The sequence below is a fragment of the Tistrella mobilis KA081020-065 genome (assembly GCF_000264455.2).
In the GTDB taxonomy this organism is placed as follows: domain Bacteria; phylum Pseudomonadota; class Alphaproteobacteria; order Tistrellales; family Tistrellaceae; genus Tistrella; species Tistrella mobilis.
Map to the genome: position 1 here is coordinate 922,744 of NC_017956.1, position 23,914 is coordinate 946,657.

At 68.7% G+C, this 23,914-nt stretch carries 23 protein-coding genes; 13 read left to right on the top strand and 10 right to left on the bottom strand.

Going from position 1 to position 23,914, the window contains the following annotated elements:
- Nucleotides 1-108 precede the first annotated feature (108 nt).
- A complete protein-coding gene (locus tag TMO_RS04205; protein ID WP_014744349.1) occupies nt 109-1,173 on the top strand; it encodes an AraC family transcriptional regulator in 1,065 nt (354 codons plus the stop codon).
- Here the strand turns inward: TMO_RS04205 and TMO_RS04210 are convergent.
- Together TMO_RS04210 and rpsU are read right to left on the bottom strand one after the other, a co-directional pair.
- Nucleotides 1,131-1,445, bottom strand: coding sequence for a Dabb family protein (locus TMO_RS04210; protein ID WP_014744350.1), 315 nt, complete (start codon nt 1,443-1,445; stop codon nt 1,131-1,133). The two genes, TMO_RS04205 and TMO_RS04210, sit on opposite strands and share 43 nt — an antisense overlap.
- Nucleotides 1,446-1,647: 202 nt before the next feature.
- On the bottom strand, nt 1,648-1,854 hold the full coding sequence (gene rpsU, locus TMO_RS04215; protein WP_014744351.1) for a 30S ribosomal protein S21: 207 nt from the start codon (nt 1,852-1,854) through the stop codon (nt 1,648-1,650).
- A 312-nt stretch (nt 1,855-2,166) separates the two neighbouring features.
- On the opposite strand from rpsU, the gene TMO_RS04220 reads away from it, so the two are divergent.
- On the top strand, nt 2,167-2,838 hold the full coding sequence (locus TMO_RS04220; RefSeq protein WP_014744352.1) for a TenA family protein: 672 nt from the start codon (nt 2,167-2,169) through the stop codon (nt 2,836-2,838).
- Between the two features lie 82 nt (nt 2,839-2,920).
- Nucleotides 2,921-3,694 carry a COQ9 family protein gene (locus TMO_RS04225; protein WP_014744353.1) on the top strand — a complete coding sequence of 258 codons (774 nt, stop codon included), beginning with the start codon at nt 2,921-2,923 and terminating at the stop codon, nt 3,692-3,694.
- Nucleotides 3,695-3,710: 16 nt separating this feature from the next.
- On the opposite strand, the gene TMO_RS04230 is transcribed toward TMO_RS04225, so the two are convergent.
- The gene (locus tag TMO_RS04230) at nt 3,711-4,826 is read right to left on the bottom strand and encodes a 5-(carboxyamino)imidazole ribonucleotide synthase (protein WP_014744354.1); all 1,116 of its coding nucleotides are present in this window, start codon (nt 4,824-4,826) and stop codon (nt 3,711-3,713) included.
- 41 nt (nt 4,827-4,867) lie between these two features.
- Nucleotides 4,868-5,392 (bottom strand): 5-(carboxyamino)imidazole ribonucleotide mutase, encoded by a 525-nt coding sequence (gene purE / locus TMO_RS04235; protein WP_014744355.1) that lies wholly within the window; start codon nt 5,390-5,392, stop codon nt 4,868-4,870.
- 183 nt (nt 5,393-5,575) lie between these two features.
- On the opposite strand from purE, the gene TMO_RS29040 reads away from it, so the two are divergent.
- The 6 genes from TMO_RS29040 to TMO_RS31045 all read left to right on the top strand — a co-directional run bounded on the left by TMO_RS29040 (nt 5,576) and on the right by TMO_RS31045 (nt 10,591).
- Complete coding sequence (locus TMO_RS29040) at nt 5,576-6,163, top strand: TIGR02444 family protein (protein WP_014744356.1); 588 nt, start codon at nt 5,576-5,578, stop codon at nt 6,161-6,163.
- Nucleotides 6,164-6,265: 102 nt separating this feature from the next.
- A complete protein-coding gene (locus tag TMO_RS04245; protein ID WP_014744357.1) occupies nt 6,266-7,996 on the top strand; it encodes a sulfatase in 1,731 nt (576 codons plus the stop codon).
- A 55-nt stretch (nt 7,997-8,051) separates the two neighbouring features.
- The gene (locus TMO_RS04250) at nt 8,052-9,029 is read left to right on the top strand and encodes an NAD(P)H-dependent flavin oxidoreductase (RefSeq protein ID WP_014744358.1); all 978 of its coding nucleotides are present in this window, start codon (nt 8,052-8,054) and stop codon (nt 9,027-9,029) included.
- Between the two features lie 38 nt (nt 9,030-9,067).
- Nucleotides 9,068-9,559: a winged helix-turn-helix transcriptional regulator gene (locus TMO_RS04255; protein ID WP_014744359.1), complete on the top strand. Its 492-nt coding sequence runs from the start codon at nt 9,068-9,070 to the stop codon at nt 9,557-9,559.
- A 49-nt stretch (nt 9,560-9,608) separates the two neighbouring features.
- Nucleotides 9,609-10,076, top strand: coding sequence for an MbcA/ParS/Xre antitoxin family protein (locus TMO_RS32000; RefSeq protein WP_228382261.1), 468 nt, complete (start codon nt 9,609-9,611; stop codon nt 10,074-10,076).
- Nucleotides 10,073-10,591 carry an RES family NAD+ phosphorylase gene (locus TMO_RS31045; RefSeq protein WP_086015133.1) on the top strand — a complete coding sequence of 173 codons (519 nt, stop codon included), beginning with the start codon at nt 10,073-10,075 and terminating at the stop codon, nt 10,589-10,591. The genes TMO_RS32000 and TMO_RS31045 overlap by 4 nt, the downstream gene beginning before the upstream one ends.
- Here the strand turns inward: TMO_RS31045 and TMO_RS04270 are convergent.
- Nucleotides 10,573-11,187 (bottom strand): UbiX family flavin prenyltransferase, encoded by a 615-nt coding sequence (locus TMO_RS04270; protein ID WP_272481410.1) that lies wholly within the window; start codon nt 11,185-11,187, stop codon nt 10,573-10,575. The genes TMO_RS31045 and TMO_RS04270 overlap by 19 nt on opposite strands.
- Nucleotides 11,188-11,332: 145 nt before the next feature.
- Between TMO_RS04270 and TMO_RS30250 the strand changes: the two genes are divergently transcribed.
- The gene (locus TMO_RS30250) at nt 11,333-11,500 is read left to right on the top strand and encodes a YdcH family protein (protein ID WP_014744362.1); all 168 of its coding nucleotides are present in this window, start codon (nt 11,333-11,335) and stop codon (nt 11,498-11,500) included.
- 184 nt (nt 11,501-11,684) lie between these two features.
- On the opposite strand, the gene TMO_RS04275 is transcribed toward TMO_RS30250, so the two are convergent.
- Nucleotides 11,685-13,322 carry an acyl-CoA synthetase gene (locus TMO_RS04275; RefSeq protein WP_014744363.1) on the bottom strand — a complete coding sequence of 546 codons (1,638 nt, stop codon included), beginning with the start codon at nt 13,320-13,322 and terminating at the stop codon, nt 11,685-11,687.
- Between the two features lie 91 nt (nt 13,323-13,413).
- A complete protein-coding gene (locus TMO_RS04280; protein WP_014744364.1) occupies nt 13,414-15,330 on the bottom strand; it encodes an acetate--CoA ligase in 1,917 nt (638 codons plus the stop codon).
- Between the two features lie 544 nt (nt 15,331-15,874).
- On the opposite strand from TMO_RS04280, the gene TMO_RS04285 reads away from it, so the two are divergent.
- The 3 genes from TMO_RS04285 (at nt 15,875) to TMO_RS04295 (ending at nt 20,764) form a co-directional block, all read left to right on the top strand.
- Entirely contained in the window at nt 15,875-17,140 is a 1,266-nt protein-coding gene (locus tag TMO_RS04285; RefSeq protein ID WP_014744366.1) for an MFS transporter, read from the top strand.
- A gap of 97 nt (nt 17,141-17,237) precedes the next feature.
- Entirely contained in the window at nt 17,238-19,349 is a 2,112-nt protein-coding gene (locus tag TMO_RS04290) for an ATP-dependent DNA helicase (RefSeq protein ID WP_187297810.1), read from the top strand.
- Nucleotides 19,346-20,764 (top strand): DUF7017 domain-containing protein, encoded by a 1,419-nt coding sequence (locus TMO_RS04295; RefSeq protein ID WP_014744368.1) that lies wholly within the window; start codon nt 19,346-19,348, stop codon nt 20,762-20,764. Before TMO_RS04290 ends, TMO_RS04295 begins: the two co-directional genes overlap by 4 nt.
- 75 nt (nt 20,765-20,839) lie before the next feature.
- Here TMO_RS04295 and TMO_RS04300 read toward each other — a convergent pair whose 3' ends face one another.
- From TMO_RS04300 to TMO_RS04310, 3 genes are all read right to left on the bottom strand, one after another.
- Nucleotides 20,840-21,433 (bottom strand): DUF1013 domain-containing protein, encoded by a 594-nt coding sequence (locus TMO_RS04300; RefSeq protein WP_014744369.1) that lies wholly within the window; start codon nt 21,431-21,433, stop codon nt 20,840-20,842.
- 178 nt (nt 21,434-21,611) lie between these two features.
- On the bottom strand, nt 21,612-22,637 hold the full coding sequence (locus TMO_RS04305) for an NAD(P)H-quinone oxidoreductase (protein WP_014744370.1): 1,026 nt from the start codon (nt 22,635-22,637) through the stop codon (nt 21,612-21,614).
- Nucleotides 22,638-22,792: 155 nt separating this feature from the next.
- Entirely contained in the window at nt 22,793-23,602 is an 810-nt protein-coding gene (locus TMO_RS04310; RefSeq protein ID WP_014744371.1) for an MBL fold metallo-hydrolase, read from the bottom strand.
- Nucleotides 23,603-23,914: the final 312 nt, after the last annotated feature.

The window sequence follows — 23,914 nt, forward strand, 5'->3', positions numbered from 1 at the left end:
CTTCGATAGATCGAGAGTGCCGCCGCAAGGGCCGGGCGGCTATGGCGGAGCCGGCCGGATTCTTGATAAAATCGGCCAGATCGACCGCTGAAGACGAGGAGGGGGACGATGGTCCATGCCGGCGACCGGCGCGATCCGGTGGGCGTGGTCAACATCCTGGAGATGGCCCGCGGGCGCGGGCTCGATCCCGCTGCACTCGCGGTCGCGGGCGGGCTGGATGCTTTGCGGCCGGCCGATGCCCCGGTGCTGGCCTGGCAGGAACTGGCGGTGATCGAAGCGGTGCTGCGCGCCCTGCCGGACCAGGATCCGGCCCTGCTGGGGCTGGAAACCGGGCTGTGCTATCGCGTCTCCGCCTTCGGCCTGTTCGGCTGGGCGATGCTGACCCGCGCGGTCTTTGCCGATGCCCTGGCACTCTGGGCGCGGCTGCCGACGCTCGGCCTGTCATTCAGTGCGATCACCGCCCGATATCCGCCGGGGGAGGCGATCGTCTTCACCCTCGACGATCACGGCCTGGTCTCTCTGCCGCGTGCGGTGCATCGCTTTCTGGTGGCGCGCGGGCTGGTCTCGACCGCCGTGCTCACCGCCGATCTGCTGGCGGCCCCGGTGATGCCGATGGCGGCAGGGATCGACATTCCGCCACCGTCGGAGGTTCAGGACCGGGACCGTTTCCACGAGGTTCTGGGGCCGCATCTCGTCTTCGGCGGGGGCGGCGGGCATCGGCTGGTCTATCATGCAGCCCTGGCCGGTCGGCCGCTGCCCTTTGCCCATCCGGTGGCCACGCGCACGGCGGAACGGGCCTTTCTGGCCGAGGCGGCAAGGCGCGGCGTCGGCGGCCCGATGGCGGCACTCGACGTGCTGCTGCGCGACGAGGCCGGGCCGCCGGCCGATCTGGTTCAGGCCGCGCGGCGGCTGGCGATGTCGGAGCGGTCGTTGCGCAGGCGGCTGGCCGCGGCCGGAACCAGCTTCCGGCAACGGCGGGATGCAGCACTGGCCGAACGCGCCCGGCGACTGCTGGTCGAGGGGGTGGCGGTCGAACGGGTGGCGATAGCGCTGGGTTATGCCGATGCCGCCGCCTTCACCCGCGCCTTCCGGCGCTGGACCGGAGAGACGCCGGGGCGCTTTGCCCGGTCTCAGCCGCGCCGGTCGGCGATGACGGCATCCTCGACGACATAATCGGCCACGACGCGCAGATCGCGCAGATGGCGGACGCGGGCGATCGATTCGGCATAAAGCGGGTCGGCCTTATAGGCGGCGAGGGCCGCCTCGTCGTCGAACTCGGCATAGACGATCAGGTCGACATCCGACGACAGCGCATCGCGCTTGGTATTCGTGCCGACCTCGAAGCGGCGGGCATGGGGAATGCCGCCCAGGATCGCGAGGCCGTCGCGCACCGCAGCGAGATCGGCCGGGGTCTTGGCGCTGAACATCACGATATGCCGGATCATCGGGCTTCCTTCACGACCGGGGGGAGGGAGGGCGGCGCGGCAGGGCGCCGGCGGAAGCTAGACCCGTCACCGGAATCCGGGCAACAAAAAACCGCCGCTCGCGGGGAGGGCGGTCTTTCGTAACGGCAGGTATGTCATGCCGTGGGCCGGTTCGGCTTCAGGGCATGCATCCGGTCGTCGGGGCGCGGAACGCGCCTGCTGCTCAGAGCAGGCCCTCGCGCTGCGCACGCTTCATCGCGAGCTTGCGGGCGCGACGAACGGCCTCCGCATCCTCACGGGCGCGCTTCTCCGACGGCTTTTCATAATGCCGACGCATCTTCATCTCGCGGAAGATGCCTTCACGCTGCATCTTCTTCTTCAGCGCGCGAAGCGCCTGGTCGACATTGTTGTCGCGAACGATGACCTGCACCAAGTCTACACCCGTCTTGTCAGTCGATTGAAACCCGGTCCGGACGTCCTCCGTCCGGGCCCGTCGCGACGCACCGCGACAGATCACGACCACCGAAACCCTCGGCGACCATCGGCCGCCTTTGGTACCGGGGCGACGGATGAAAGTCAAACCGATTCGACCGTTGCGAAACGAAAGCCGGCACGAGTGGCCTCCCAGCCTCTCGTCCCGAGATCCCGACGGCGTGCGTGTTTGTTCGAAACCGAGTATAGGGGAAGGGGCCCACGCCGGCAAGGGCGTGTGGCCGGATCAGAAGACCCAGGGAGATGCCAGATGTCCGCCAGCCCCGCCGAGGCGCGTTTCAGCCTCAGCCTGCGTGCCGCCGCCGAGCCCGACTGGAGCGCGGTCACCGGCCACCGCTTCACCGACGAGCTGATCGCCGGCACGCTGGATGATGCGGTGCTCGCCCGCTATCTGGTTCAGGATCACCGGTTCATCGACGCATTCGTGGCCCTGCTGGGAGCGGCCATCGCCTCGGCCGACCGCTTCGAGGCGCGGATCCCGCTCTGCCGCTTCGCCGCCATGGTGACCAGCGACGAGAACGACTATTTCCTCCGGGCCTTCAAGGCATTGGGCGTGGACGAGGCGATGCGGGCGGACCTGCCCGACCATCCCGCGACCGCCACCTTCAAGGCGCTGATGGCCGAGGCGCGGCTGACGGCCGACTATGCCTGCTGCCTGGCGGTGCTGGTGGTGGCGGAATGGAGCTATCTCTCCTGGGCCGAGCGAGCCGGGGGCCGCCTGCCGCCACGTTTCGAGCACGCCGAATGGATCACACTCCACGATAATCCGTTCTTCCGGGAGTTCGTGGGCTGGCTGGTCTCGGAGCTCGACCGGGTGGGGGCCATGCTGGATGATGCGGCCCGGGCGCGGGTCGAAGATCTGTTCCGGCGCGCAGTGGCGGCGGAGCGCGCCTTCTTCGACGCGGCCTATGCGGCGGCATGACCCGTTGACGGCGTAGCCTTGCGACGCTAGCTGATCTGGCATGGTGCCGCGACGACCATGCCGATCCTGAGGGAGACGGAAGATGACCGCAGACGACGGACATACCCGCGACCAGACGGGCGCTGACGACGAGGCCGGGGTTCTGCCGCCCTCAGATACCGAAACCGGCGGTGCCGATGCGCCTGAAGCCGGCGTGCCGCAGCTTCTGCGCGATCGCGACGCGGTGTTGGAACAGGCACTGCCCGATGTGCCCTTCGACGGCTGGACGGACGACCTGGTCCGCCGCGCCGGCCAGGCCGCCGGCTTCGACGCCGCTGCCACCCGCCGGCTGTTCCCGCGCGGGCGGATCGATCTGATCGTGCATTTCTGCGACTATGCCGACCGGCGGATGGCGGCGGAGCTGGAGCGGATCGATCTGCCGTCGCTGCCGATCCGCAGCCGGATCACCACCGCGGTTCTGGTGCGGCTGGAGCAGAACCTGCCCCATCGCGAGGCGATCCGGACCGCGCTCGGCCTGCTCGCCCTGCCGCAGAATGCCGCCCTCGGCCTGAAGACGCTCTATCGCACGGTCGATGCGATGTGGTGGGCGGCGGGCGACACCGCGACGGATTTCAGCTTCTACACCAAGCGCGCAACCCTGGCCGCGGTCTACAGCTCGACGCTGGCGGTCTGGCTGGACGACAAAAGCGAGGGCTTCGCCGATACCCGCGCCTTCCTGGACCGGCGGATCGCCGATGTGATGCGCATCCAGAAGGTCCGCGGCCGGGTGGAAAAGATGCTGCCCGATCCGCGCCGCTTCCTGCCCGGCGGCAGCCGCTTCGCCGGCCGCAATTCCCTGCGCATGCGGGGGCGCTGAGCCCCTGCCCGACGTATCAGCTGTTGCTGCGCGCGGTGCCGAGCCGGGTGACATGGCCCATCTTGCGGCCCGGCTTGGCCTCGCTCTTGCCGTAGAGATGCAGCTTGGCGCGCGGCTCGGCCAGGATGTCGCGCCAGCGGTCGATATCGTCGCCCAGCAGGTTTTCCATTTCGGCATCGACCAGCCGCGCGGGGTCGCCCAGCGGCAGATCGGCGACCGCGCGGATGAATTGCTCGAACTGGCTGGTCGCGGCGGCGTCGAACGACCAGTGCCCCGAATTATGCGGCCGCGGCGCCATCTCGTTGACCAGTACCCGGCCATCGCGGGTGACGAACATCTCCACCGCCAGCAGCCCCTCCAGGCCGAAGGCCTCGGCCAGCGCCAGCGCGATGCGTTCGGCCTCGGCGGCGATGGCGGCCGGCACCCGCGCCGGCACCCGGCTCAGATGCAGGATGCCGTTGCGGTGCTCGTTCTCGGCCGGCTCGAAGCAGCGCACCTCGCCTGCGGGCGTGCGGGCGACGATCACCGAGATCTCGCAGCCGAAATCGACCATCCCTTCGAGGATGGCCGGCCGACTGCCGATCGTCGCGAAGGCGGCTTCGGCCGCGGCGCGGATGTCGCCCTCGGCCGCGATGCGGGCCTGACCCTTGCCGTCATAGCCGAGCGTGCGGGTCTTCAGGATCGCCGGCCGGCCCAGCCTCTCGATCGCGGCCACCAGCCCGTCGACATCGTCCACCCGGGCATAGGGCGCCGTACCGATGCCCAGCCGGTTGACGAAATCCTTCTCGGACAGGCGGTCCTGGGTGGTCTCCAGCACCGTCCAGGCCGGACGCACCGGGCGCTTCGCCGCCAGCCCCGCGACGCTTGCCGCTGGCACGTTCTCGAATTCGAAGGTCACCACATCCACTGCGGCCGCGAAGGCGTCGAGGGCGGCCGCGTCGTCCCAGGCCGCGCGGGTCCAGGCATCGGCCACCTCGGCTGCCGGGCTTTCCGCTTCGGGGGCATAGACATGGACCTTGTAGCCCATCCGCGCGGCCGCGATCGCAGCCATCCGGCCAAGCTGTCCGCCGCCCATGATGCCGATCACCGAACCGGGGGCGAGCGGGGCGGGGGTGGTGGTGCGATCGGTCATCGGGGTCGTCCGTACAGGGTGAGGGAAGATGAGAAGGCGGCTCAGGCCTGGTCGTCGACCGGTTCCAGCGCCACGCCGTCGGTCTGCTCGGCGCGGAAGGCTTCCAGCGCCTCCAGCACGGCGGCATCGTGGTTGGCGACCACGGCGGCGGCGAGCAGGGCGGCATTCTTGGCGCCCGCCTCGCCGATCGCCAGCGTGCCGACGGGGATGCCGGCCGGCATCTGCACGATCGACAGCAGGCTGTCCATGCCGTTAAGCGCCTTGCTCTGCACCGGCACGCCGAAGACCGGCACGCTGGTCTGGGCGGCGATCATGCCCGGCAGATGGGCGGCGCCGCCGGCACCGGCGATGATGACCTGCAGGCCCCGGCCGCGCGCGGCGGCAGCGTAATCGGCCATGCGCTGCGGCGTGCGATGGGCCGAGACGATGCGCACCTCGTGCGGGATGCCGAAACGTTCCAGCAGCACCGCGGCATGGCGCATGGTGGCCCAGTCGGATTGGCTGCCCATCACGATGCCGACCAGGGGCGCGGTGGTGGCGGGTGTTCCGGCGGGCGTTCCGGTCATGAAGCCTGGTCCTTCTGTCTCTGGCGGATCGGGCCGGCGCGGCTGCCGGACCTTCAGGAGGGATCGGGGGCCGCGGATCATACAAACACCGCCCGGCCGTGTATACTCGCGCCGACGCATAAGCCCAGCGCGCCGCCCTCCCCAGCACGCTCTCTCCCAAGACATTGCCGGAAGATGCGCATCATGCCCAGCCCCGTGCCTGCACCCTCCACGCCGCAGACCCCCCTCGGCCGCCATGCCCATGCGGTCTATGGCCGGCCGTCGGCGCGGGAGGTCTGCCTTGAGGCCCAGGACGGCCATGGCGCCGATGTGGTGCTGATCCTGGCCTTCCACCATGCCGCTGCGACCGGCCGCCGGCTGGACGCGCATGGCATTGCGGCGCTGGATGCCGCAGCCGCCGGTTGGCGGGCCGAGGTGGTGCGGCCGCTGCGCGCCCTGCGCCGTCGGCTGCGCGGCGATGCCCCGGTCATGGCCGGCATGGCGGCGGATCGTGCCCGGGCGATCGGCGACGGCCTGCTCGCCCAGGAGATCGCGGCAGAGACCGCCATGCTCGATGCCCTGGCGCCGGTGTTGGACGGCCTCGCCCGGCCGCTCGGCGCGGGGGAAGACGGCCGCACCGCCTTTGCCCGCATGCTGAATCTGTATGGGGTGCTGCTGGTGGCCCTGCCCGACGGCTGGACCCGGGTGCGGGACGGGCTGGTGGCCAGCATGGGGCCCGCCATTCCGCGGGGGGAGAGCATTCCGCGGGAGGAGGCCGGCGACCGCGCTTGATCCCGGACCGGGCCGGCCCATCTTCTTCCACTTCCGGGCGTTCTGCCTGCCGCTCGTGCCTGCCGCATCCCCGCCTCCCGTGCTGACGAGGATCGCCCCGAGGTGAGACAGCCCCCCACAAGCTTCGCAGCCGGCCTTGCCCGCCTGCTGCTGGTCTGGATCCTGGCCGGCCTGCTGGTCAACATGCCGGCGCGCTTCGATGCCTGGTTCACGCCGGCCCATTTCCGCCTGTCGGTCGAGGTGGCGGCGGTCATCCTGCTCGCCCTGGCCCTGCCGGGGGGCTTTCCCGTCAGCCGCGGCAGCAACCTGGCCCGCAGCCCGGCACAGGCCGAACGCTGGCTGCCGGGTTTCCTGCTCCGGCTGGCGGCGGCCGGTCTGGCGGCGCTGGTGCTGCTGAGGGGCGCCGATCTGGTCGCCCATGCCGCCGCGGGCCGGCCGCTCGATCTCGGTCGCGATCTCTATCTGATGCCGGCGCTCTGGGATGTGCTGGCGGGTGATCCGGCGCGGCTCGCCGTCGTGCTCGGCTTCTGGATCCTGCCGGCGGTGGCGGTCTATCTGCTGGCGCGGCGCGGCCAGATCCTGGCCCGGCGCCATCTGACCGGCGGCCGTCGCCCCGCGATGACCGTCGCGGTGCTGGGCGGCATGCTGGCGCTGGGCCAGGTGGTCGGGGCCGCCAGCCAGACCGGCGGGCCGGTGGGGGCGGGGGCGCTGCGGCTCGCCGCCTTCCAGGCCGATGCGTTGAAGGCACGGGCCCGGATCGAGGCGGAGCTTGCCGCGGCGGTGGCGGATGATCCCGCAGCTCACCTGCCGGGGCCGGCCCTGTTTCCGCGGCTGAGCGGCCGCGACGTGAACCTGTTCTTCATGGAAAGCTATGGCTGGTCGGCCCATCACGATCCGCGGATCCGCTATGCGGTGGGCCGGCGGCTGGCGGATCTGGGGCACAGGCTCGATGCCGCGGGCTTCCGGGTGGTGAGCGGCTGGCTGGACAGCCCCGTCGTCGGCGGCCAGTCCTGGCTGGCCCATGGCACGCTGCTTTCGGGCCTGACGCTCGACCGGCAGCGGGCCTATGACTATGCGCTCTCGGCCGGGCGCACGACGCTGGTCGACCTGTTCGGCCGTGCCGGCTGGCGGACGGTGGCGCTGATGCCGGCCATCCGCGAAACCTGGCCCGAGGCGGCCGCCTTCGGCTATGACCGGGTGATGGATGCGGTGGCACTCGACTATCGCGGCCCGGCTTTCGGCTGGCCGACGGTGCCGGATCAGTATGCGCTGGACCGCTATGCCGCCGAGGAGCAGGCACCCGTGGATCGGCCGCCGCTCTTCCTCGAATTCGCCATGATCACCAGCCATCACCCCTGGGGGCCGCTGCCGCCGCTGCTCGACGACTGGTCGATGGCGGGCGCCGCCGGCGGGCAGATCTTCGAGACAGCTGCCCCGCCCGAGGGCCAGCCCTTTGCCCGCGACACGGCCGTCTGGGCGGAACGCTATGCCAATGCGCTGGACTACACCCTGGCCCTGGTCGGCCGCTGGGCCGTGGAGCGCATGCCGGAAAACGCCCTGCTGATCGTGGTCGGCGATCACCAGCCGCCGCTGGTCACCCCGGCGGATGCCCCGCACAGCGTGCCGATCCATGTGATCGCCCGCGATGCCGGCCTGATCCGCGCCTTCCAGGCCGAGGGGCTGACCCCCGGTCTGACGCTTGCCGCCGATGCGCCGGTCCGGCCGATGGCGGCCTGGCGCGACCTGATGATCCGCGCCACCCGCGATGCCGCGCCGCCCGTCGCGGGCTTGCCTTCCGTCGCGCCCGGAGATAGCTTCGAAAATCGAAGCTAAATGACACGGGGGCCATCGAAGGCCCCGGTCCTGAACGGGAAGGCAGGAACGCCTCATGAAGACGCGCATCACGGAACTGCTGGGCATCCGGCATCCGATCATCCAGGGCGGCATGCATTATGTGGGCTTCGCCGAGCTTGCGGCCGCGGTGTCGAATGCCGGTGCGCTCGGCATCATCACCGGCCTGACCCAGAAGACGCCCGAGCTTCTGGCGCGCGAGATCGCGCGGGCCCGCGAGATGACCGACCAGCCCTTCGGCGTGAACCTGACCTTCCTGCCGACCTTCCAGGCGCCGCCCTATCCGGAATACATCCAGGCGATCGTCGAGGGCGGTGTGAAGATCGTCGAGACGGCCGGCCGCAGCCCCGAGGCCTATATGCCGGCGCTGAAGGCGGCGGGGATCAAGGTGATCCATAAATGCACCTCGGTCCGCCATGCGCTGAAGGCCGAGAAGATCGGCTGCGATGCGGTCAGCGTCGACGGTTTCGAATGCGGCGGTCATCCGGGGGAGGACGACATCCCCAACATGATCCTGCTGCCACGGGCGGCGGAAGAGCTGACCATCCCCTTCGTCGCCTCGGGCGGCATGGCCGATGCGCGCAGTCTGGTCGCGGCGCTGGCTCTGGGTGCCGACGGCATGAACATGGGCACCCGCTTCATCGCGACCAAAGAGGCGCCGGTCCACGAGAACGTCAAGCAGGCGATCGTGGCCGCGACCGAACTCGATACCCGCCTGGTCATGCGCCCGCTGCGCAATACCGAGCGCGTGCTGGCCAATGCCGCGGTCGACCGGCTGGTCGAGATCGAGCGCGAAAAGGGGGCCGACCTCAAGATCGACGACATCCACGATCTGGTGGCCGGCGTCTATCCGCGGGTGATGATCGAGGGCGAGATGGATGCCGGCGCCTGGAGCTGCGGCATGGTCGCCGGCCTGATCCACGACGTGCCGAGCTGTCAGGAGCTGATCGACCGGATCATGTCCGAGGCGGAAGGCCTGATCAATCAGCGCCTCGCCGGCATGATCGCCGGCTGATATCCGGCCGGGAGGAGAGTACGCGGGAGGGGAGCACGGTGGCGCGGGAACCGCTCGATCGGATGAATTGCAGCATCGCCCATGCGCTCGACGTGGTGGGATCGATCGACGGTTTCCTGATCCTGCGCAACGCCTTCAACGGCATGCGCACCTTCGACGCCTTCCAGGACCATCTGGGCCTGTCGTCGAGCGTGCTCTCCACCCGACTGAAGCAGATGACCGAGGCGGGCATCCTGCGCAAGACCCCGTCGCCCACCGACGGCCGGTCCTATGAATACCGGCTGACCGAACAGGGGCTCGGCCTCTATCCGGTGATGGTGGCGCTGCTCCATTGGGGCGAGCGCTGGACCCCGGATCCCGGTGGCGAGCGCATGTTCCTGACCGAAACCGCCACCGGCCGCCCGGTGGCGCAGATGGCGGTCCGCTCCGAAGACGGCCGCCCCCTCCGCCCGCAGGAGATCACCGCCGTGGCGGGACCGGGGGCGGATGACAAGATCCGGCAGCTGGTGGGGTGGCGGCGGAGACCTTGACCGTTTCTCAGCGCTCCCTTACATTTCAACCATGTAATGGAGGCACGCGATGAAGAATTACGCCTCAGAGTTGCATGTGCGAGATAATCGCGGGCGTGTTCCCACCCATCTGTCTGAACGTCCGGCATCGATTGCCGGCCTTCTTCATGACATAGGGAAGTTCGACTCGGCTTTCCAGAGAGATTTGAGGCGACGTTTGATCGCCACCCAAAAGATTGCGCGTGTTTTGGGCGTTCCGATGCCGGATGTCGTGGACATGCTTGGCGTGGATAAGGACAGCCTGTTGCAGCGACGGGGACCGCGCCACACCGTAGCGGCCAGGCGTCTCAAGGAAATGCTGGAGATCCTCCAGCGTGTCGAAGCCTGGGCCGGAGGCCCACGTGCCGCCCTTTCGTGGTATCGCGCCTATCCCATTCCGGCTCTGGGAAATCGTACCGCCGAGTCTCTGGTCAAGACAGGCGGGGCGAGCGCCGTCCGCGACTATCTCGATCATGTCGCTCTGGGCGGTTATGCGTGAGGTTCGCCGGCGTCTGCTATCGGGCTCACGATCCGAAATGGGCGTTCAGGCCACTTTCGGGTGACGGTGCGGCGGTTCGGGGCGGCCGGTTCAATCCGCCAGGCGTGCCCGCGCTCTACCTGTCGCTCAGGATCGAAACCACTCTCCTTGAAGTGTCCGCAGGCCTGCCTGAGCGGATGTCTCCGTGCACGTTGTGCGTTTACGACGTCGATTGTGAACCCGTCGTCGATCTGCGGACTGCAAAAGACTGGCAGAACGCCGGGATTGATTCGCAGGACATGGCGTGCGCGTGGCTCATGCTGGCTCTGGCCGGCAAAGAACCTCCGACCTGGAGACTGGCGCGGCGGCTGATCGGGGCCGGAGCTGCAGGCGTCCTGGTCCCGAGTTTCGCGACGGGTGCCGCTGCGGACGACCAGAACCTTGTTCTGTGGCGGTGGGGGGCCGATCTGCCGCATCGGGTCGTGGTGTACGACCCCGAAGGCCGTCTGCCCTCGGATCAATCCTCCTGGCCCTGAGGCGGCGTCTCCCCCCACCGCTTCAGCCCCGGCGTGTCGATGTCGAAGAGGTCCAGCACCCGGCCGAGGGTGTGGTCGATCATCGCCTGCAGGCTGTCGGGCTTTGCATAGAAGGCCGGGACCGGCGGGGCGATGATGGCGCCGGCTTCCGCGGCCTGGGTCATGGCGCGCAGATGGCCCAGATGCAGCGGGGTTTCGCGGACCATCAGCACCAGCCGGCGGCGTTCCTTCAGCACCACATCGGCGGCACGGGTCAGCAGGCCGGTGGTGTTGCCATAGGCGATTTCCGACAGGCTGCGGATCGAGCAGGGGGCGACCACCATGCCCAGCGTGCGGAACGAGCCGCTGGAGATCGCAGCACCCACATCGCGCGGATCATGGACCGTGTGGGCCAGGGCCTTCACCTCGGCGATGCGCAGAGCGGTTTCATAGGCGACCGTCATCTCGGCCGCCTTGCTCATCACCAGATGGCTCTCGATCCCGGCCGATTTCAGCAACTGCAACAGGCGGATACCGTAGACGACGCCCGAGGCGCCCGAGATGCCGACGATCAGACGGCGGGGCCCGGGGCGGCCCATGCCATTCATTGCCGTCATCGAACCGTCATCGGGGGGGTTGAAGCCGTCCGTCGTCATATCCACGTAACTTTCTGAGGGGTCGCCCTGTGTAAGGGATCGGGCCGTGCCACGGGACGTGGCCGCCTGTCCCGGTCCAAGATGGTATTGCGCAACGGAGGTGTCCATGAGCGTTCAGGCGCGTGTCGAAGCCTTGAAGCAGAAGCATGCCGCTCTCGACGAGGCGTTGCACAGTGAATACATCCGCCCGAAGCCCGACGACCACGCGATCGCCGAGCTGAAGCGCAGCAAGCTGAAAGTCAAGGAAGAGATCTCGCGGCTGGAGATCAACTGACCGGTAGACCTGCCTGTCCGAGGCCGTAGTGCCCGCCGGCGGGATGCCGGCCTGCACTGCGGCAATCAGGCCGCGGCCGCCCAGCGCCGATACGGCCGATGAAGACCCCCGCGATCCCGCGAAACCCCTGCCGCCCGGATAGGACGGCAGGGGTTTTCGTATGTCCGGGCCGGCTGTCGGCGCCTTACAGCCCTCGCGCGCGTTCGCGCAGCACGAATTTCTGCACCTTGCCGGTCGAGGTCTTGGGCAGGTCGGTGAAGACGAAGGTCTTGGGCAGCTTGAAGCGGGCCAGGTGCTTTGCACAGTGCTCGCGGATCTCGGTCTCGGTGACCGTGGAGCCCGGCTTCAGGGTGATGAAGGCGCAGGGCGTCTCGCCCCATTTCTCGTCGGGCCGGGCCACGACCGCGGCTTCCATCACCGCCGGATGGCTGTAGAGCACCTCTTCCACCTCGATCGAGGAGATGTTCTCGCCGCCAGAGATGATGATGTCCTTCGAGCGGTCCTTGAGTTCGATATAGCCGTCGGGGTGCATCACCCCCAGATCGCCGGAATGGAACCAGCCGCCGGCGAAAGCCTTGTCGGTGGCCGACTTGTTCTTGAGGTAGCCCTTCATGGTGATGTTGCCGCGCATCATCACCTCGCCCATCGTCTGCCCGTCGGCCGGTACCGGTTCCAGCGTTTCCGGATCGGCGACCGTCAGCCCCTGCTGCAGGGCGTAGCGCACGCCCTGGCGGGCCTTGATCCGGGCGCGTTCCTCCAGCGGCTTCGCATCCCATTCGGGCTTCCATTCGCAGACCACCACCGGGCCGTAGACCTCGGTCAGGCCATAGACATGGGTGATCTCGAAGCCCATCGCCTCCATGCCCGCGATCACCGACGAAGGCGGGGCGGAGGCCGCGGTCATCATCTGGATCTTGTGGTCGAAATTCCGCTTCACCTCGGCGGGCGCATTGACCAGCAGCCCGAGCACGGTGGGCGCGCCGCAGAGATGGGTGACGCCATGGGTCTCGATCGCATCGAAGATCGCCTTGGCTTCAACCCGGCGCAGGCAGACCTGGGTGCCGGCGGCGGCGACCATGGTGTAGGGGAAGCACCAGCCCGAGCAGTGGAACATCGGCAGGGTCCAGAGATAGACCGAACCCTTGGGCAGATCCCAGGTCAGGATGTTGTTGACCCCGTTCATCCAGGCGCCGCGATGGCTGTAGACCACGCCCTTGGGATCGCCCGTGGTGCCCGAGGTGTAGCCCAGCGAAATCGACTGCCATTCGTCGGCCGGCATCTCCCAGGCATAGTCGGGGTCGCCTTCAGCCAGCAGCGCCTCGTATTCGATCTCACCCAGGAAATCGCCATGGGTGATCGCCGGGTCGTCGATGTCGATCACCAGTGGCTTGTCGTCCAGAAGCTCCAGCGTGGCTTTGATCACGCCGCTGAATTCACGGTCGGTGAACAGGACCTTGGTTTCGGCATGCTTCAGGATGAAGGCGAGTGCCTCCGGATCGAGCCGGATGTTCAGCTCGTTCAGCACCGCCCCGGTCATCGGCACGCCGTAATGGGCTTCCAGCATGGCGGGGGTGTTGGGCGCCATGATCGAGACCGTGTCGCCATAGCCGATACCGCGCGCCGCCAGCGCCGAGGCCAGGCGCCGGCAGCGGGCATAGAGTTCGCGATAGGTCCAGCGCTGATCGCCATGGATCACCGCCACCCGGTCGGGATGGACGTCGGCCGTGCGCTCCAGCAGCGAGAGCGGGGTCAGCGGCTGATAGTTCGCCGGGTTGCGATCGAGGTTGGTGTCGTATTTCGACGGGGTGCTCTCGGCCGACATGGGGCGGTCTCTCCGGATGGTCCTGAAAACCTGAAGGCGCGACCACCCGAAAGGCAGTCGCGCCCGGATCGCTATAATTCCGCAGAGCGGATCATTCGTCGAGGGTCGAGGTGTCGCCCTCGGGCAGGCCCAGTTCGCGGGCCTTGAGCAGGCGCCGCATGATCTTGCCCGACCGGGTCTTGGGCAGCTTGTCGACGATCACCAGTTCCGAAGGCTGGGCGATCGGGCCCAGATCCTCGCGGACATGGGCGACCAGCTTCGCCACCAGGGCCTGATCGCCGGTCTCGCCGGCGCGCACCACTACGAAGGCCTTGATCTTCTCGCCCTTCAGATCATCGGGCAGGCCGACGACGGCGGCCTCGGCGACAGCCGGATGGCCGACCAGAGAGCTTTCGACATCGGCGGTGCCGATGCGGTGGCCGGCGACATTGATCACGTCGTCGGACCGGCCGAGCAGGGCGATATAGCCTTCGTCGTCCCGCACCGCCAGATCGCCGGTGACATAGCCGCCAAGACGCTCCGACCAATAGCTGGCATAGCGCTTGGGATCGCCCCAGACCGTGCGCAGCATGTAGGGCAGGGGCTTCTCCACCACGAACAGCCCGCCCTGGCCGTTGGGAACGTCCGCCCCGGTCTCGGGGTCGACGATGCGGGCGAGCAGCGTGGGCATGGCGATGCCGGCGCGGCCCGGGCGGCTGGCCATGGCCGGGTAGGTGCCGAGCATCGGGCTCGCCACCTCGGTCTGGAAGAAGTTGTCGACGCAATGCGCGAAGGGCTCGCCGTCATCCGACAGGATCTCGCGCTGCGCCCAGGACCAGGCCTCGGGGTTCAGCGGCTCACCCGCACAGGCCATGACCTTCAGGCTGCGGCGGGAGTACTTTTTCACGAAATCGCTGCCGAACCGCATCCACATCCGCACCGCCGTGGGTGCCGTGAACATCTCGGTCACGCCGAAGCGGTCGACCACGTCCCAGGTGACGCCGGCATCCGGGTAGTCGGGCGTGCCTTCGCGGATGATCTGATGGCAACCGACCAGCATCGGGCCATAGGCGATGTAGGAATGGCCGACGATCCAGCCGATATCCGACAGCGACCACCAGACCGAGTCCTGCGTCACGCCGAAGAAGGTGCGGATCAGCGTGTCGCAGCCGACCATGTAGCCGCCATGGACATGGACCACGCCCTTGGGCGCACCGGTCGTGCCCGAGGTGTAGAGGATGAAGAGGGGATCCTCCGCCTCCATCTCCTCGGCCTCGATGAAATCGGGCTGATGAGCGATCAGGGCCGCGAAATCGACCTCGCCGGCCGAGGCCTCGCGACCCGTGCGCGAGAGCACCACCACATGATCCAGCTTCGGCGCATCGTCGCCCGCAAGCGCGCGGTCGACGATGCCCTTCAGGTCGACGATCTTGCCCCGCCGCCAGGTGGCGTCGGAAACCAGCACCACTTTCGCGCCGCTGTCCTGGATGCGCTTCTTCAGCGCACCTTCGCCCATGCCGGCATAGACCATGGAATGCACCGCGCCGATGCGCGCGCAGGCATGCATCGAGAACACGCCTTCCGGGGTCAGCGGCATGTAGATGACCACCCGGTCGCCGCGGGCGACGCCCAGGCTTTTCAGCCCGTTGGCGATGCGGCAGACCTCGGCCAGCGCCTCGGCATAGGTGAAGCTGCGTTCCTCGCCGTTTTCCGAGACGAAGGTCATGGCATTCGCATCGCCGCGCCCCGCCTGCACATGGCGGTCCAGGCAGTTGATCGAGATGTTGGTGCGCCCACCGGTGAACCACTGATGGTCCGGCATCTCGAAGCGGCAGACCTCGTCCCAGGGCTTCGTCCAGGTCAGGCTCTCTGCCCGCTCCGCCCAATAGGCCAGCGGGTCGGCATTGGCGGCGGCGACATAGGCCTTGGGATCCTTGACCGTCGCGGCCTCGACGACACGCGCCGGCGGATCGAAGCGTTCGGTGACGGTCAGCAGCGCGGCGATCTTGGCGGCGGCCTGATCGGACATGGTCGTTTCCCCCTGGCTGCGGACGGCTTGCGCCTGGATGCAATAATTATCGGGATGCCCGGGCCATCGTCCGCGTAATTTCCCACCGGGTCCCGTTGAAAGAGTTGATCGGGTAAAACATGGTTCAAGTCAAGGGTGTGGACCCCCTCCGATGGTCGGGGGGCCGGCCGCCCCTGCAGACATGCGTCCGCAGGAGGGGCCGGATCACAGCATTCATACATCACATATCTTGAAATTAAATTATAACGAATAAGCCAAAGAAAAAATCTACTTGCGTGTTCGCCCATAGAACGACATGATCATTCTGTCGCGGCCATCTCCTTCGTCCCCGCCGCGGCTCGTTTCCGGGAGTTAGCCGGCCGATCAGCGGTTGATCGGCCGGCCTTTTTTGTGTGATGCGGCGGGCCCCGAGGGCAAGTTCGGCTTTGCCTTGCCCGAAGATGGACGGGGGTATGGGATCGCGGCCGACATTGAGATGATGACGAAGCTTGCCTGCCGCGGCTAAATGCCGCGCAGTTTCATCTCTCGCGGAGCCTCCCGCCCCATGTCCGCCGCCTCTCCATTGCCGCGTCAGCCCGGTTTCGGCCTGGCTGCCTGGACCGTCGTGATCATCGGCTTCCTGTCTCTCGGCCTCGCCTTCTCGACCCGCGCGGCGCTGGGCCTCGCCATGCCGGTCTGGGAACAGGCGGAAGGCTGGAGCCGGACCGAGGTGTCCAATGCCGGCGCGCTCGCCCTGGTGGTCATGGCCCTGCTGGCGCCGACCGCCGGCCTTCTGACCGACAGCCATGGCCCCCGCCGCCTGCTGGGTGCCGGGCTGGTGATGGTGGCCGCCGCGGCCGGGCTGATCTCGCTGGCCGACGGGCCGGTGATGCTGATCCTGGCCTTTTCGGTGGTGGGCGGCATCGGCTTTGGCGCGGTGGCGACCCATGTGGTGGCGACCGCCGTGGCGCTGATGGTGCCGGCCGCCCGTCGCGGCTTCGCCACCGGCATTGCGACCGCCGGCGCCACGGCCGGGCAGCTTGCCCTGGTGCCGATCCTGTCGGTCTGGATGACGGCGGATGACTGGCGCACCGGCTTCATCGGCCTCGCCCTTGCGGCCGGCGTGGCGGCCGTGGCCGCCCTCGTGCTGCTGCCCCGCGCCCGTGCCGCGGCGGCGGTCCCGGGGGGGGCGGCACCGGCTGCCGAGCCCATGGGCCGACGGATCGGCTTCCTGGCCACCAACCCGGTCTTTCACGCGCTGTTCTGGAGCTTTTTCATCTGCGGCATCACCACCTCGGGCGTGATCGAGGTGCATCTGATGCCCTATGCCGCGCTTTGCGGCTTTCCGCCGCTGCCCTCGGCCACGGCCTATGGCGTGCTTTGCGCGGTCAATCTGGGCGGCATGATCCTGGCGGGCCATCTGGGGGACCGGATCGATCGCGGCCGGCTGCTGGCGGTGATCTATGCCGGCCGGGCGGCGGCGCTGGTGCTGCTGGTATTCATCGGCGACGATTACGGCCTGCTGCTGATCTTCGCGGTGCTGTTCGGTCTGTTCGACTATTCGACCGTGGCCCCCACGGCCGGGCTGGTCGCCGACCGCCTGGGGCTGCACCGGATGGGGCTGGCCATGGGGCTGCTTTCGGCCGGCCATTCGCTCGGCGCCGCGCTCGGTGCCTGGGCGGGCGGGCGCATCTTCGCCGCAACCGGCGACTATGCCGGGCTCTGGTATGGGGCTGCCGCCCTGTCGGGTGTGGCTGTGCTGATCGTGCTCACCCTTGCGCGGCCACGCGGCCGGGATCTGCGCCCGGGGCGCGCGGCGCTGCCGGCCTGACGCGTGGTCACCTGCCCTCGATTTCGTGTCACGCAGCTTCCCCGCCGCCCTGTCCGGCGACTATGCTGGGGCCGACGGGAACGCGATGACAGGCGAGATGACCAGACCGAACGATGTGACGCCCATCAGGCCGACGCCGGATCAGGCGGCGGCGCTCGACGCGATCGAGGGCTTCCTGCGGGATGACGGGCTGGATGCCTTCATCCTGCGGGGCGGGGCCGGCACCGGCAAGACGGCGCTGATCGCGGCCCTGGTCGGCCGTCTGTCGGCGCGGAACCTGTCTCCGGCCCTCGTCGCCCCCACGGGGCGGGCGGCACGGATCCTTACCCATAAGGTCGGCCGGATGGCCGGTGGTGAGGCGGCCACGGTGGTGACCATCCACCGCGCGATCTATGCCCTCGACCGGATCGAGGTGAACGAGGAGGCCGTCTCCGAGACCGATCCCGGCCTCAGGATGATCTTTCCGCTGCGGGGCGAGGAGGCGGTCGCCCCGCTGATCGTGGTCGACGAGGCCTCGATGGTCGGCGATCGCGAGATGCAGGGCGATCTGCTGCGCTTCGGTTCAGGCCGGTTGCTGGCGGATCTGATTGCCTTCTGCCGCATGCGGCGCCCGGGGCGCGCGGGGGACCGGCTGGCGAAACTGCTCTTCGTCGGCGACCCCGCCCAGCTGCCGCCGGTGGGGGAGGAAACCTCGCCGGCGCTCGATGCCGGTTATCTGGCCGTGACCTTCGGGCTGAAGGTCGCCGGCTTCGACCTCGCGACGGTGCTGCGCCAGGCCGAGGGCAGCGCCATCCTGGACCGCGCGACCCGGATCCGCGAGGCGCTGGCGGCCGGGCGGTTCGACACCCTCTCGCTCAGGCCCGATGCCACAGATATCGTGGAGGTGGATGCCGCCGGTGCCGTCGGGCTGATCGTCGACGGCATCCGCGCGCGCGACCAGGTGGTGGCCGTGGTTGCCTCCAACGCCACCGCGCTCGACTATAATCGCAGTGTTCGCGAACGGCTGTGGGGGGATGCCGCCCTGCCGGTGCAGCCGGGCGACACGCTGCTGGTCAACCGCAATTCGCGCCGCTATGGCCTCAGCAATGGCGATGTGGTGAAGGTGCTCTCGGTCGACCAGCCGGCCGAGACCGTGCCGGTGCCGCTGGCCGGCGGCCATCTCGTCACCCTGCGCTTCCGGCATGCGGTGGTGGCGCATCGCGAGGGCGACGGCACCGTCGTCCGCACCCGCTGCCTGCTGCTCGAAAACCTGCTCGACCAGCCGGGGCGCGATCTGACCCCGCTGGAACAGCGGGCCCTGCTGGTCCATTTCCGCATCCGCCATCCGGAGCTGTCTCCGAAATCTGCGGCCTTCCGGCAGGCGATCGTCGAAGACCCCTATGTCAACGCGCTCCTGGTCAAATACGGCTATGCCATGACCTGCCACAAGGCGCAGGGCGGGGAGTGGCAGACGGTGCTGGTCCATTTCGCCCCCGGCCGTGGCCAGCGCAACCCGGCCTTCTTCCGCTGGGCCTATACCGCCGTCACCCGGGCGGTGGGCCGGTTGATCCTGGTCAACCCGCCCGATTTCAGCCCGGCGGATATCTGGGCGCCCGATCCGGTACCGGCGGCCACGGTGGACAACCCGGCGGAGGATCCGCGGGCGGATCCCGACTGGCATCGACTGTCCTTTCCCGCGGCCGCCGCCCCGCTGATGCAGGTCCACCGCCGGCTGCGCGCCCTCTGGGCGGCCCGGGGCATCACGATCGAAGACCTGCGGCATCTTCAATATTGCGAGCGCTACACCCTGGCCCGCGAGGGCCGGCGGGTCATGGTGCAGTATCATTACAACGGAAAGTTCCGGCCCGGCCGGGCCGGCATGGCGCCGGGTGGCGGGGATGCGGCCCTGGCAGAGGAGGCGCTTGCGGCCTTCCAAGGCTCTGCCGACGGCGCGGCTGAAGCGGAACAGCCGGCCTTCATCCGGGATTTCCTCGTCGAGCTGGATGCGGCGCTGGCGGGGACCTCCATCCAGCGTACCGGCCAGACGCCGATGCCCTATCGCTTGCGCATCGGTCTCGCCGACCGGACCCGCACGGGCGAGGTCGATGTCATCCACGATGCCCGCCAGAACTGGACGGCGGTTCAGGAAGTGGGCGGCCCGGGTGCGACCGGCGGGCTTTGCGATGAACTGCGCCGCTTGATGACCGACCGGATCGGACGCGGCGGATGAGCGCGCGGGAGATTTTTGCCCTGCGCCGGCAGGGCCGACATGCCGAGGCGCTGGATCTGGCGCGCCGCGCCCATGCCGGGGCGGGCGAGGGCGCCCCCGACATCTGGCTGCTGCGGGCCTATGCCTGGGTGCTCTACGACCGGATCCGACAGGCGGTGGATGCGCACGAAGCCGGGCGTCTCTCCCCCACGGCGCTTCATGCGGAGATTTCGCCGGCCTTGCGCGAATTCTCACGCATGGCCGATCCGCTCCGGCGCGACAGCGCCTTTTCGCAGGTCCTGCGTCTGGCCGGCAAGGTTTCGGGCGTCTGGCCCGACTTCCTGGCCTTCGCCCACTGGGCCGGCATCGACGATTTCACCTGGGACGACCACAAGCCCTTCGTCGACGAGACCGGCCGCAAGCTCGATGATCTGCGCACCCGCTTCGTCCGGGCGGTCTGTCGTGCCACGGTGGCGAAGGCCGGCGCCGAAGGCCCGGAGGCGGCATCCGTGGCCTGGGGGCGGGAGGTGCTGGACCGGGCGCTGGAGGGCGCACCCGACGATCAATGGTTGAATTATTACCGCAGCAGGTTGCACCTCGCCGATGGCGAGACCGCACCGGCGAGCCGCCGCCTGATCCCGGTGCTGCGCCGTCAGGGGCGGGCGGCCTGGGTCTGGGGTCTGCTGGGCGAGATCCTGGAAGAGGCAGGTGCGCGGGGCGATGCCCTGATCTGCCTGATCCATGCCACCCGCCTCGCCCGCGAGGAACAGGAGCTGGGCCAGCTGCGCATCCGCCTGGCCCGGCTTCTGGCCCTCGACAGTCGCTTCGACGAGGCGGCGGAACAGCTGCGCCAGGCGATGCGGTATCGCGAGCAGCACGGTTATCGCATCCCGCCGGACCTGGCGGCCCTCTGCGCGGCCAACTGGTTCGCCGCCGCGGTGCCGCGTGCGCCGGCCCCGGTCGATGCCGAAGCCGAGGCGCTGCTGCGCGGGCTGGAACGGGCAAATCTCGGCTACAGCCCGGGCGTGATCGACCATGTCAACACGGCCAAGGCGTTGAGCTATGTGGCGACCGGTGCGACCAGCGGTTTCGTTCTGCCCCATGGCCGGTTTCCGGCGATCAGGACGCTGCCGCCGGGCACGGTGGTGGAGGTGGGCCATGCCGCGGCCGACGGGCCGGCGATCGACTGGCGCCCCTCTGCGGCCGACACGCTGCCGGGCTTGTGCGAGCGCTTCACCGGTGTGCTGGACCGCCAGGAGGATCAGGCCTTCGCCTTTCTGCGCGGCCCCGGGGGCGATGTCTTCGTACCGCCCGATCTTGCTGCCGGGATCGCGGTCGGCAGCTGGCCGGGCCGGAACTGCCTTGCGATCCGGCGCACCGACAAAAAGGGCCGCACCGGCTGGCGGGCCGTGCGGCTGTCGGAGCCCGACGCATAAACCGGATCGGCCACAAACGAGACGGGCGGCACCCGTGAAGGTGCCGCCCGTCTGAAAAGCCCGGCCGTCGACGGCTCAATAGTCGTCGTTGTAGCCGTGATCGTCATCCTCGTCGAACTGCATCGGTTCGGGGATCTGCTCGTTGGGGTCGCGGTTCAGCCGGCGGATGGCCAACTCGCGGTTCAGGTCGGTCTGGGTGCACAGGCCCAGCAGCACGGGATCGCGCGGCTTGATGTTGGGGCTGTTCCAGTGGGTCCGGTTGCGGACCGCGTTCACCGTCTGCTTGGTCGTGCCCAGCAGCTTGCAGACCTGGGCATCGTCGAGCTCGGGATGGTTCTTGAGCAGGAAGGCGATCGCGTCGGGCCGCTCCTGGCGCTTGGCCACGGGGGTGTAGCGCGGGCCCTTGGTCCGGCGCATCAGCGGCACGGTCGGCTCGCGCAGCTTCAGCCGCGCCGCCGGGTTGCGCTCGCAGCGCGTCACCTCTTCCGGGGTGAGCTGACCGTTCTTGATCGGATCCTGACCGACGATGCCGGTCGCGACGTCACCATCGGCGATGCCCTGAACCTCCAGCGGGTGAAGGCTGCAGAACTCGGCGATCTGGTCGAAGGTGAGGGCGGTGTTCTCGACCAGCCAGACGGCGGTGGCCTTCGGCATCAGGGGACCAGCCATGTCGCTCCTCGTTCGAACTGTTCAGGCTACCGCCTGGCAGGCACCCGCTGGGGGCTCGGGGATGGGCCCCCGGCGGCGGTCGTGCCGATGACTATAGCGAAGCCCCGGCTTTAAACGAAAGCCGCGCGACAGGCAAGCACCGTCGCGCGGCCATTTTGTGTGACCCGTGGCCCGGGGGTCAGAGATCGGCCACCTTCAGCACGATCTTGCCGACATGGGTGCTGCCGTCCAGCCGGGCATGCGCCTCGGCCGCCCGGTCGAAGGGCACCACGCTGTCGATCACCGGGCCGACCCGGCCGGCTTCGATCAGCGGCCAGACCTTTTCCGCCAGCGCATCGGCGATCGCCGCCTTCTCGGCCACCGGCCGGGCCCTGAGGGTCGATCCGGTGACCGTCAGCCGCTTCATCATGATCGGCCGCAGGTCGACCTCGGTCTTCGGCCCCTGCAGGAAGGCGATATAGACCAGCCGGCCGTCGCGGCGCAGCAGTTGCAGGTTGCGGCCGAGATAGGGGCCGCCGACCATGTCCAGGACCACGTCGACGCCGGGATCGCCGACGGTCGCAGCCTCGACCGCTTCCTTGAAATCGGCCGTGCGATAATTGATCGCAAGCGTCGCCCCCAGCTCTTCGCAGGCCCGGCACTTGTCGTCGGACCCCGCCGTGGCATAGACCTCGGCGCCGAGTGCCGCCGCCAGCTGAATGGCGGTGGTGCCGATGCCGCTGGATCCGCCATGGACCAGCAGACGTTCGCCCGCTTTCAGCGCGCCGCGTTCGAACACATTGGTCCAGACGGTGAAATAGGTCTCGGGCAGGGCAGCCGCCTTCACAAGATCCAGCCCCGCCGGCACCGGCAGGCACTGTTCCTGGGGGGCCGCCACATATTCCGCATAGCCGCCGCCGGTGACCAGCGCGCAGACCCGGTCACCCGGTTTCACCCGGGTGACGCCGTCGCCGGCCGCCACCACCACGCCCGCCACCTCCAGGCCCGGAATGTCCGAGGCGCCGGGCGGCGGGGGGTAGTTGCCCTGGCGCTGCAGCGAATCCGGTTTGTTGACGCCGGCGGCGGCAACCCGGATCAGCACCTCGCCATGGCCCGGCTGCGGGACGGGGCGCGTGCAGGGCTTCAGCACCTCGGGACCACCGGGGGCGGTGATCTCGATCGCGGTCATCGTGTCGGGTAGCGCGGTCTGGGGCAGGGCGGTCATGCAGGGCGTCTCCGGTCTTGTCCTGCGGTGGCGGGGCACCACCGCGGCCCCGGTCGGGCGGGGAACGGCTGTCGGGAATGATCATTCCGGTTCGCGGCCGAGCATGGACCCAAAGCCGGCCGGATGGAAGGGGGGAGGATGGGCAGGGCGGAGGCTCAGGGCTCCAGCACCATGCCCTCACGCGCGACCACCGTGCCCGGCCGCCGTTCGGCCACCTCGGCGGCGATGCGGTCCATCTGGTCGTCGTCATGGGCCGGGTCGTGGTGAAAGACGACATAGGTCTTCACGCCCGCCGCCTCGGCCAGACGCATGCCGGCCGACCAGGTGGAATGGCCCCAGCCGACCCGGCTCGGATATTCCTCGTCGGTGAACATGGCGTCGTAGACCATGATGTCGGCGCCGGCCACCAGCTCGGCGATGCGCGGATCGACGCCCTCGGCCGGATGCTCGGTATCGGTGATGTAGCAGATGGAGCGGCCGTCGAATTCGACCCGATAGCCCACCGCCCGCTGCGGATGGTTCAGCAGGGCGGTGCGGATCCGGATCCCCGGATGCGGCTCCAGCACGTCGCCGGGAACGAAATCACGGAAGCTCATATCCGCCTTCATGATCTCGACCGGGACCGGAAAGACCGGGTCGCTCATCAGCGCGCACAGCAGGTCGCGCAGATTGCGCTCCGGATGCAGGTGCCCGGCCCACATCCGATAGGTATTGCGCGGATCGAAGGCAGTGGAGAAGAACGGAAACCCGCAGATATGGTCGAAATGGGTGTGGGTCAGGAACAGGTCCGCATCCACGGGAACCCGGGTTCTCAATTCGTCGTCCAGGACGCGCAGTCCCGTGCCGGCATCGAAGATCAGGCGTCTGTCTCCGCATCGCATCTCCAGACACGACGTGTTGCCGCCATAGCGTACCGTCGACGGGCCGGGGCAGGCGATGCTGCCGCGCACGCCCCAGAACTTCACCCAGAATTCCTGTGTCTTTGCCAATCCCTTACCCGCCGTTTCGAGCGGCCTCTCCTGTCCGACCCCGCGTGCTCTACAGGTATATGGTGACAGGGATGCGACGACGCCCCCTGCGGTTCCGGCATGGCCGGCCCGCATCGGTGCCTCTCCGGCGGTCCCTGTCCGTTCGGCCACCGCTCTCCCGGCGGTGATCCGTGCGTCTCCCGAACGGCAGTTTGCCTGCTTCGGTGGCGTGATGCAAACCGCGCACATCTTGCCCGGAACGCCGCCGCACACTACGGTTCTGAAGACGACAGGCCGATCACCACGAAC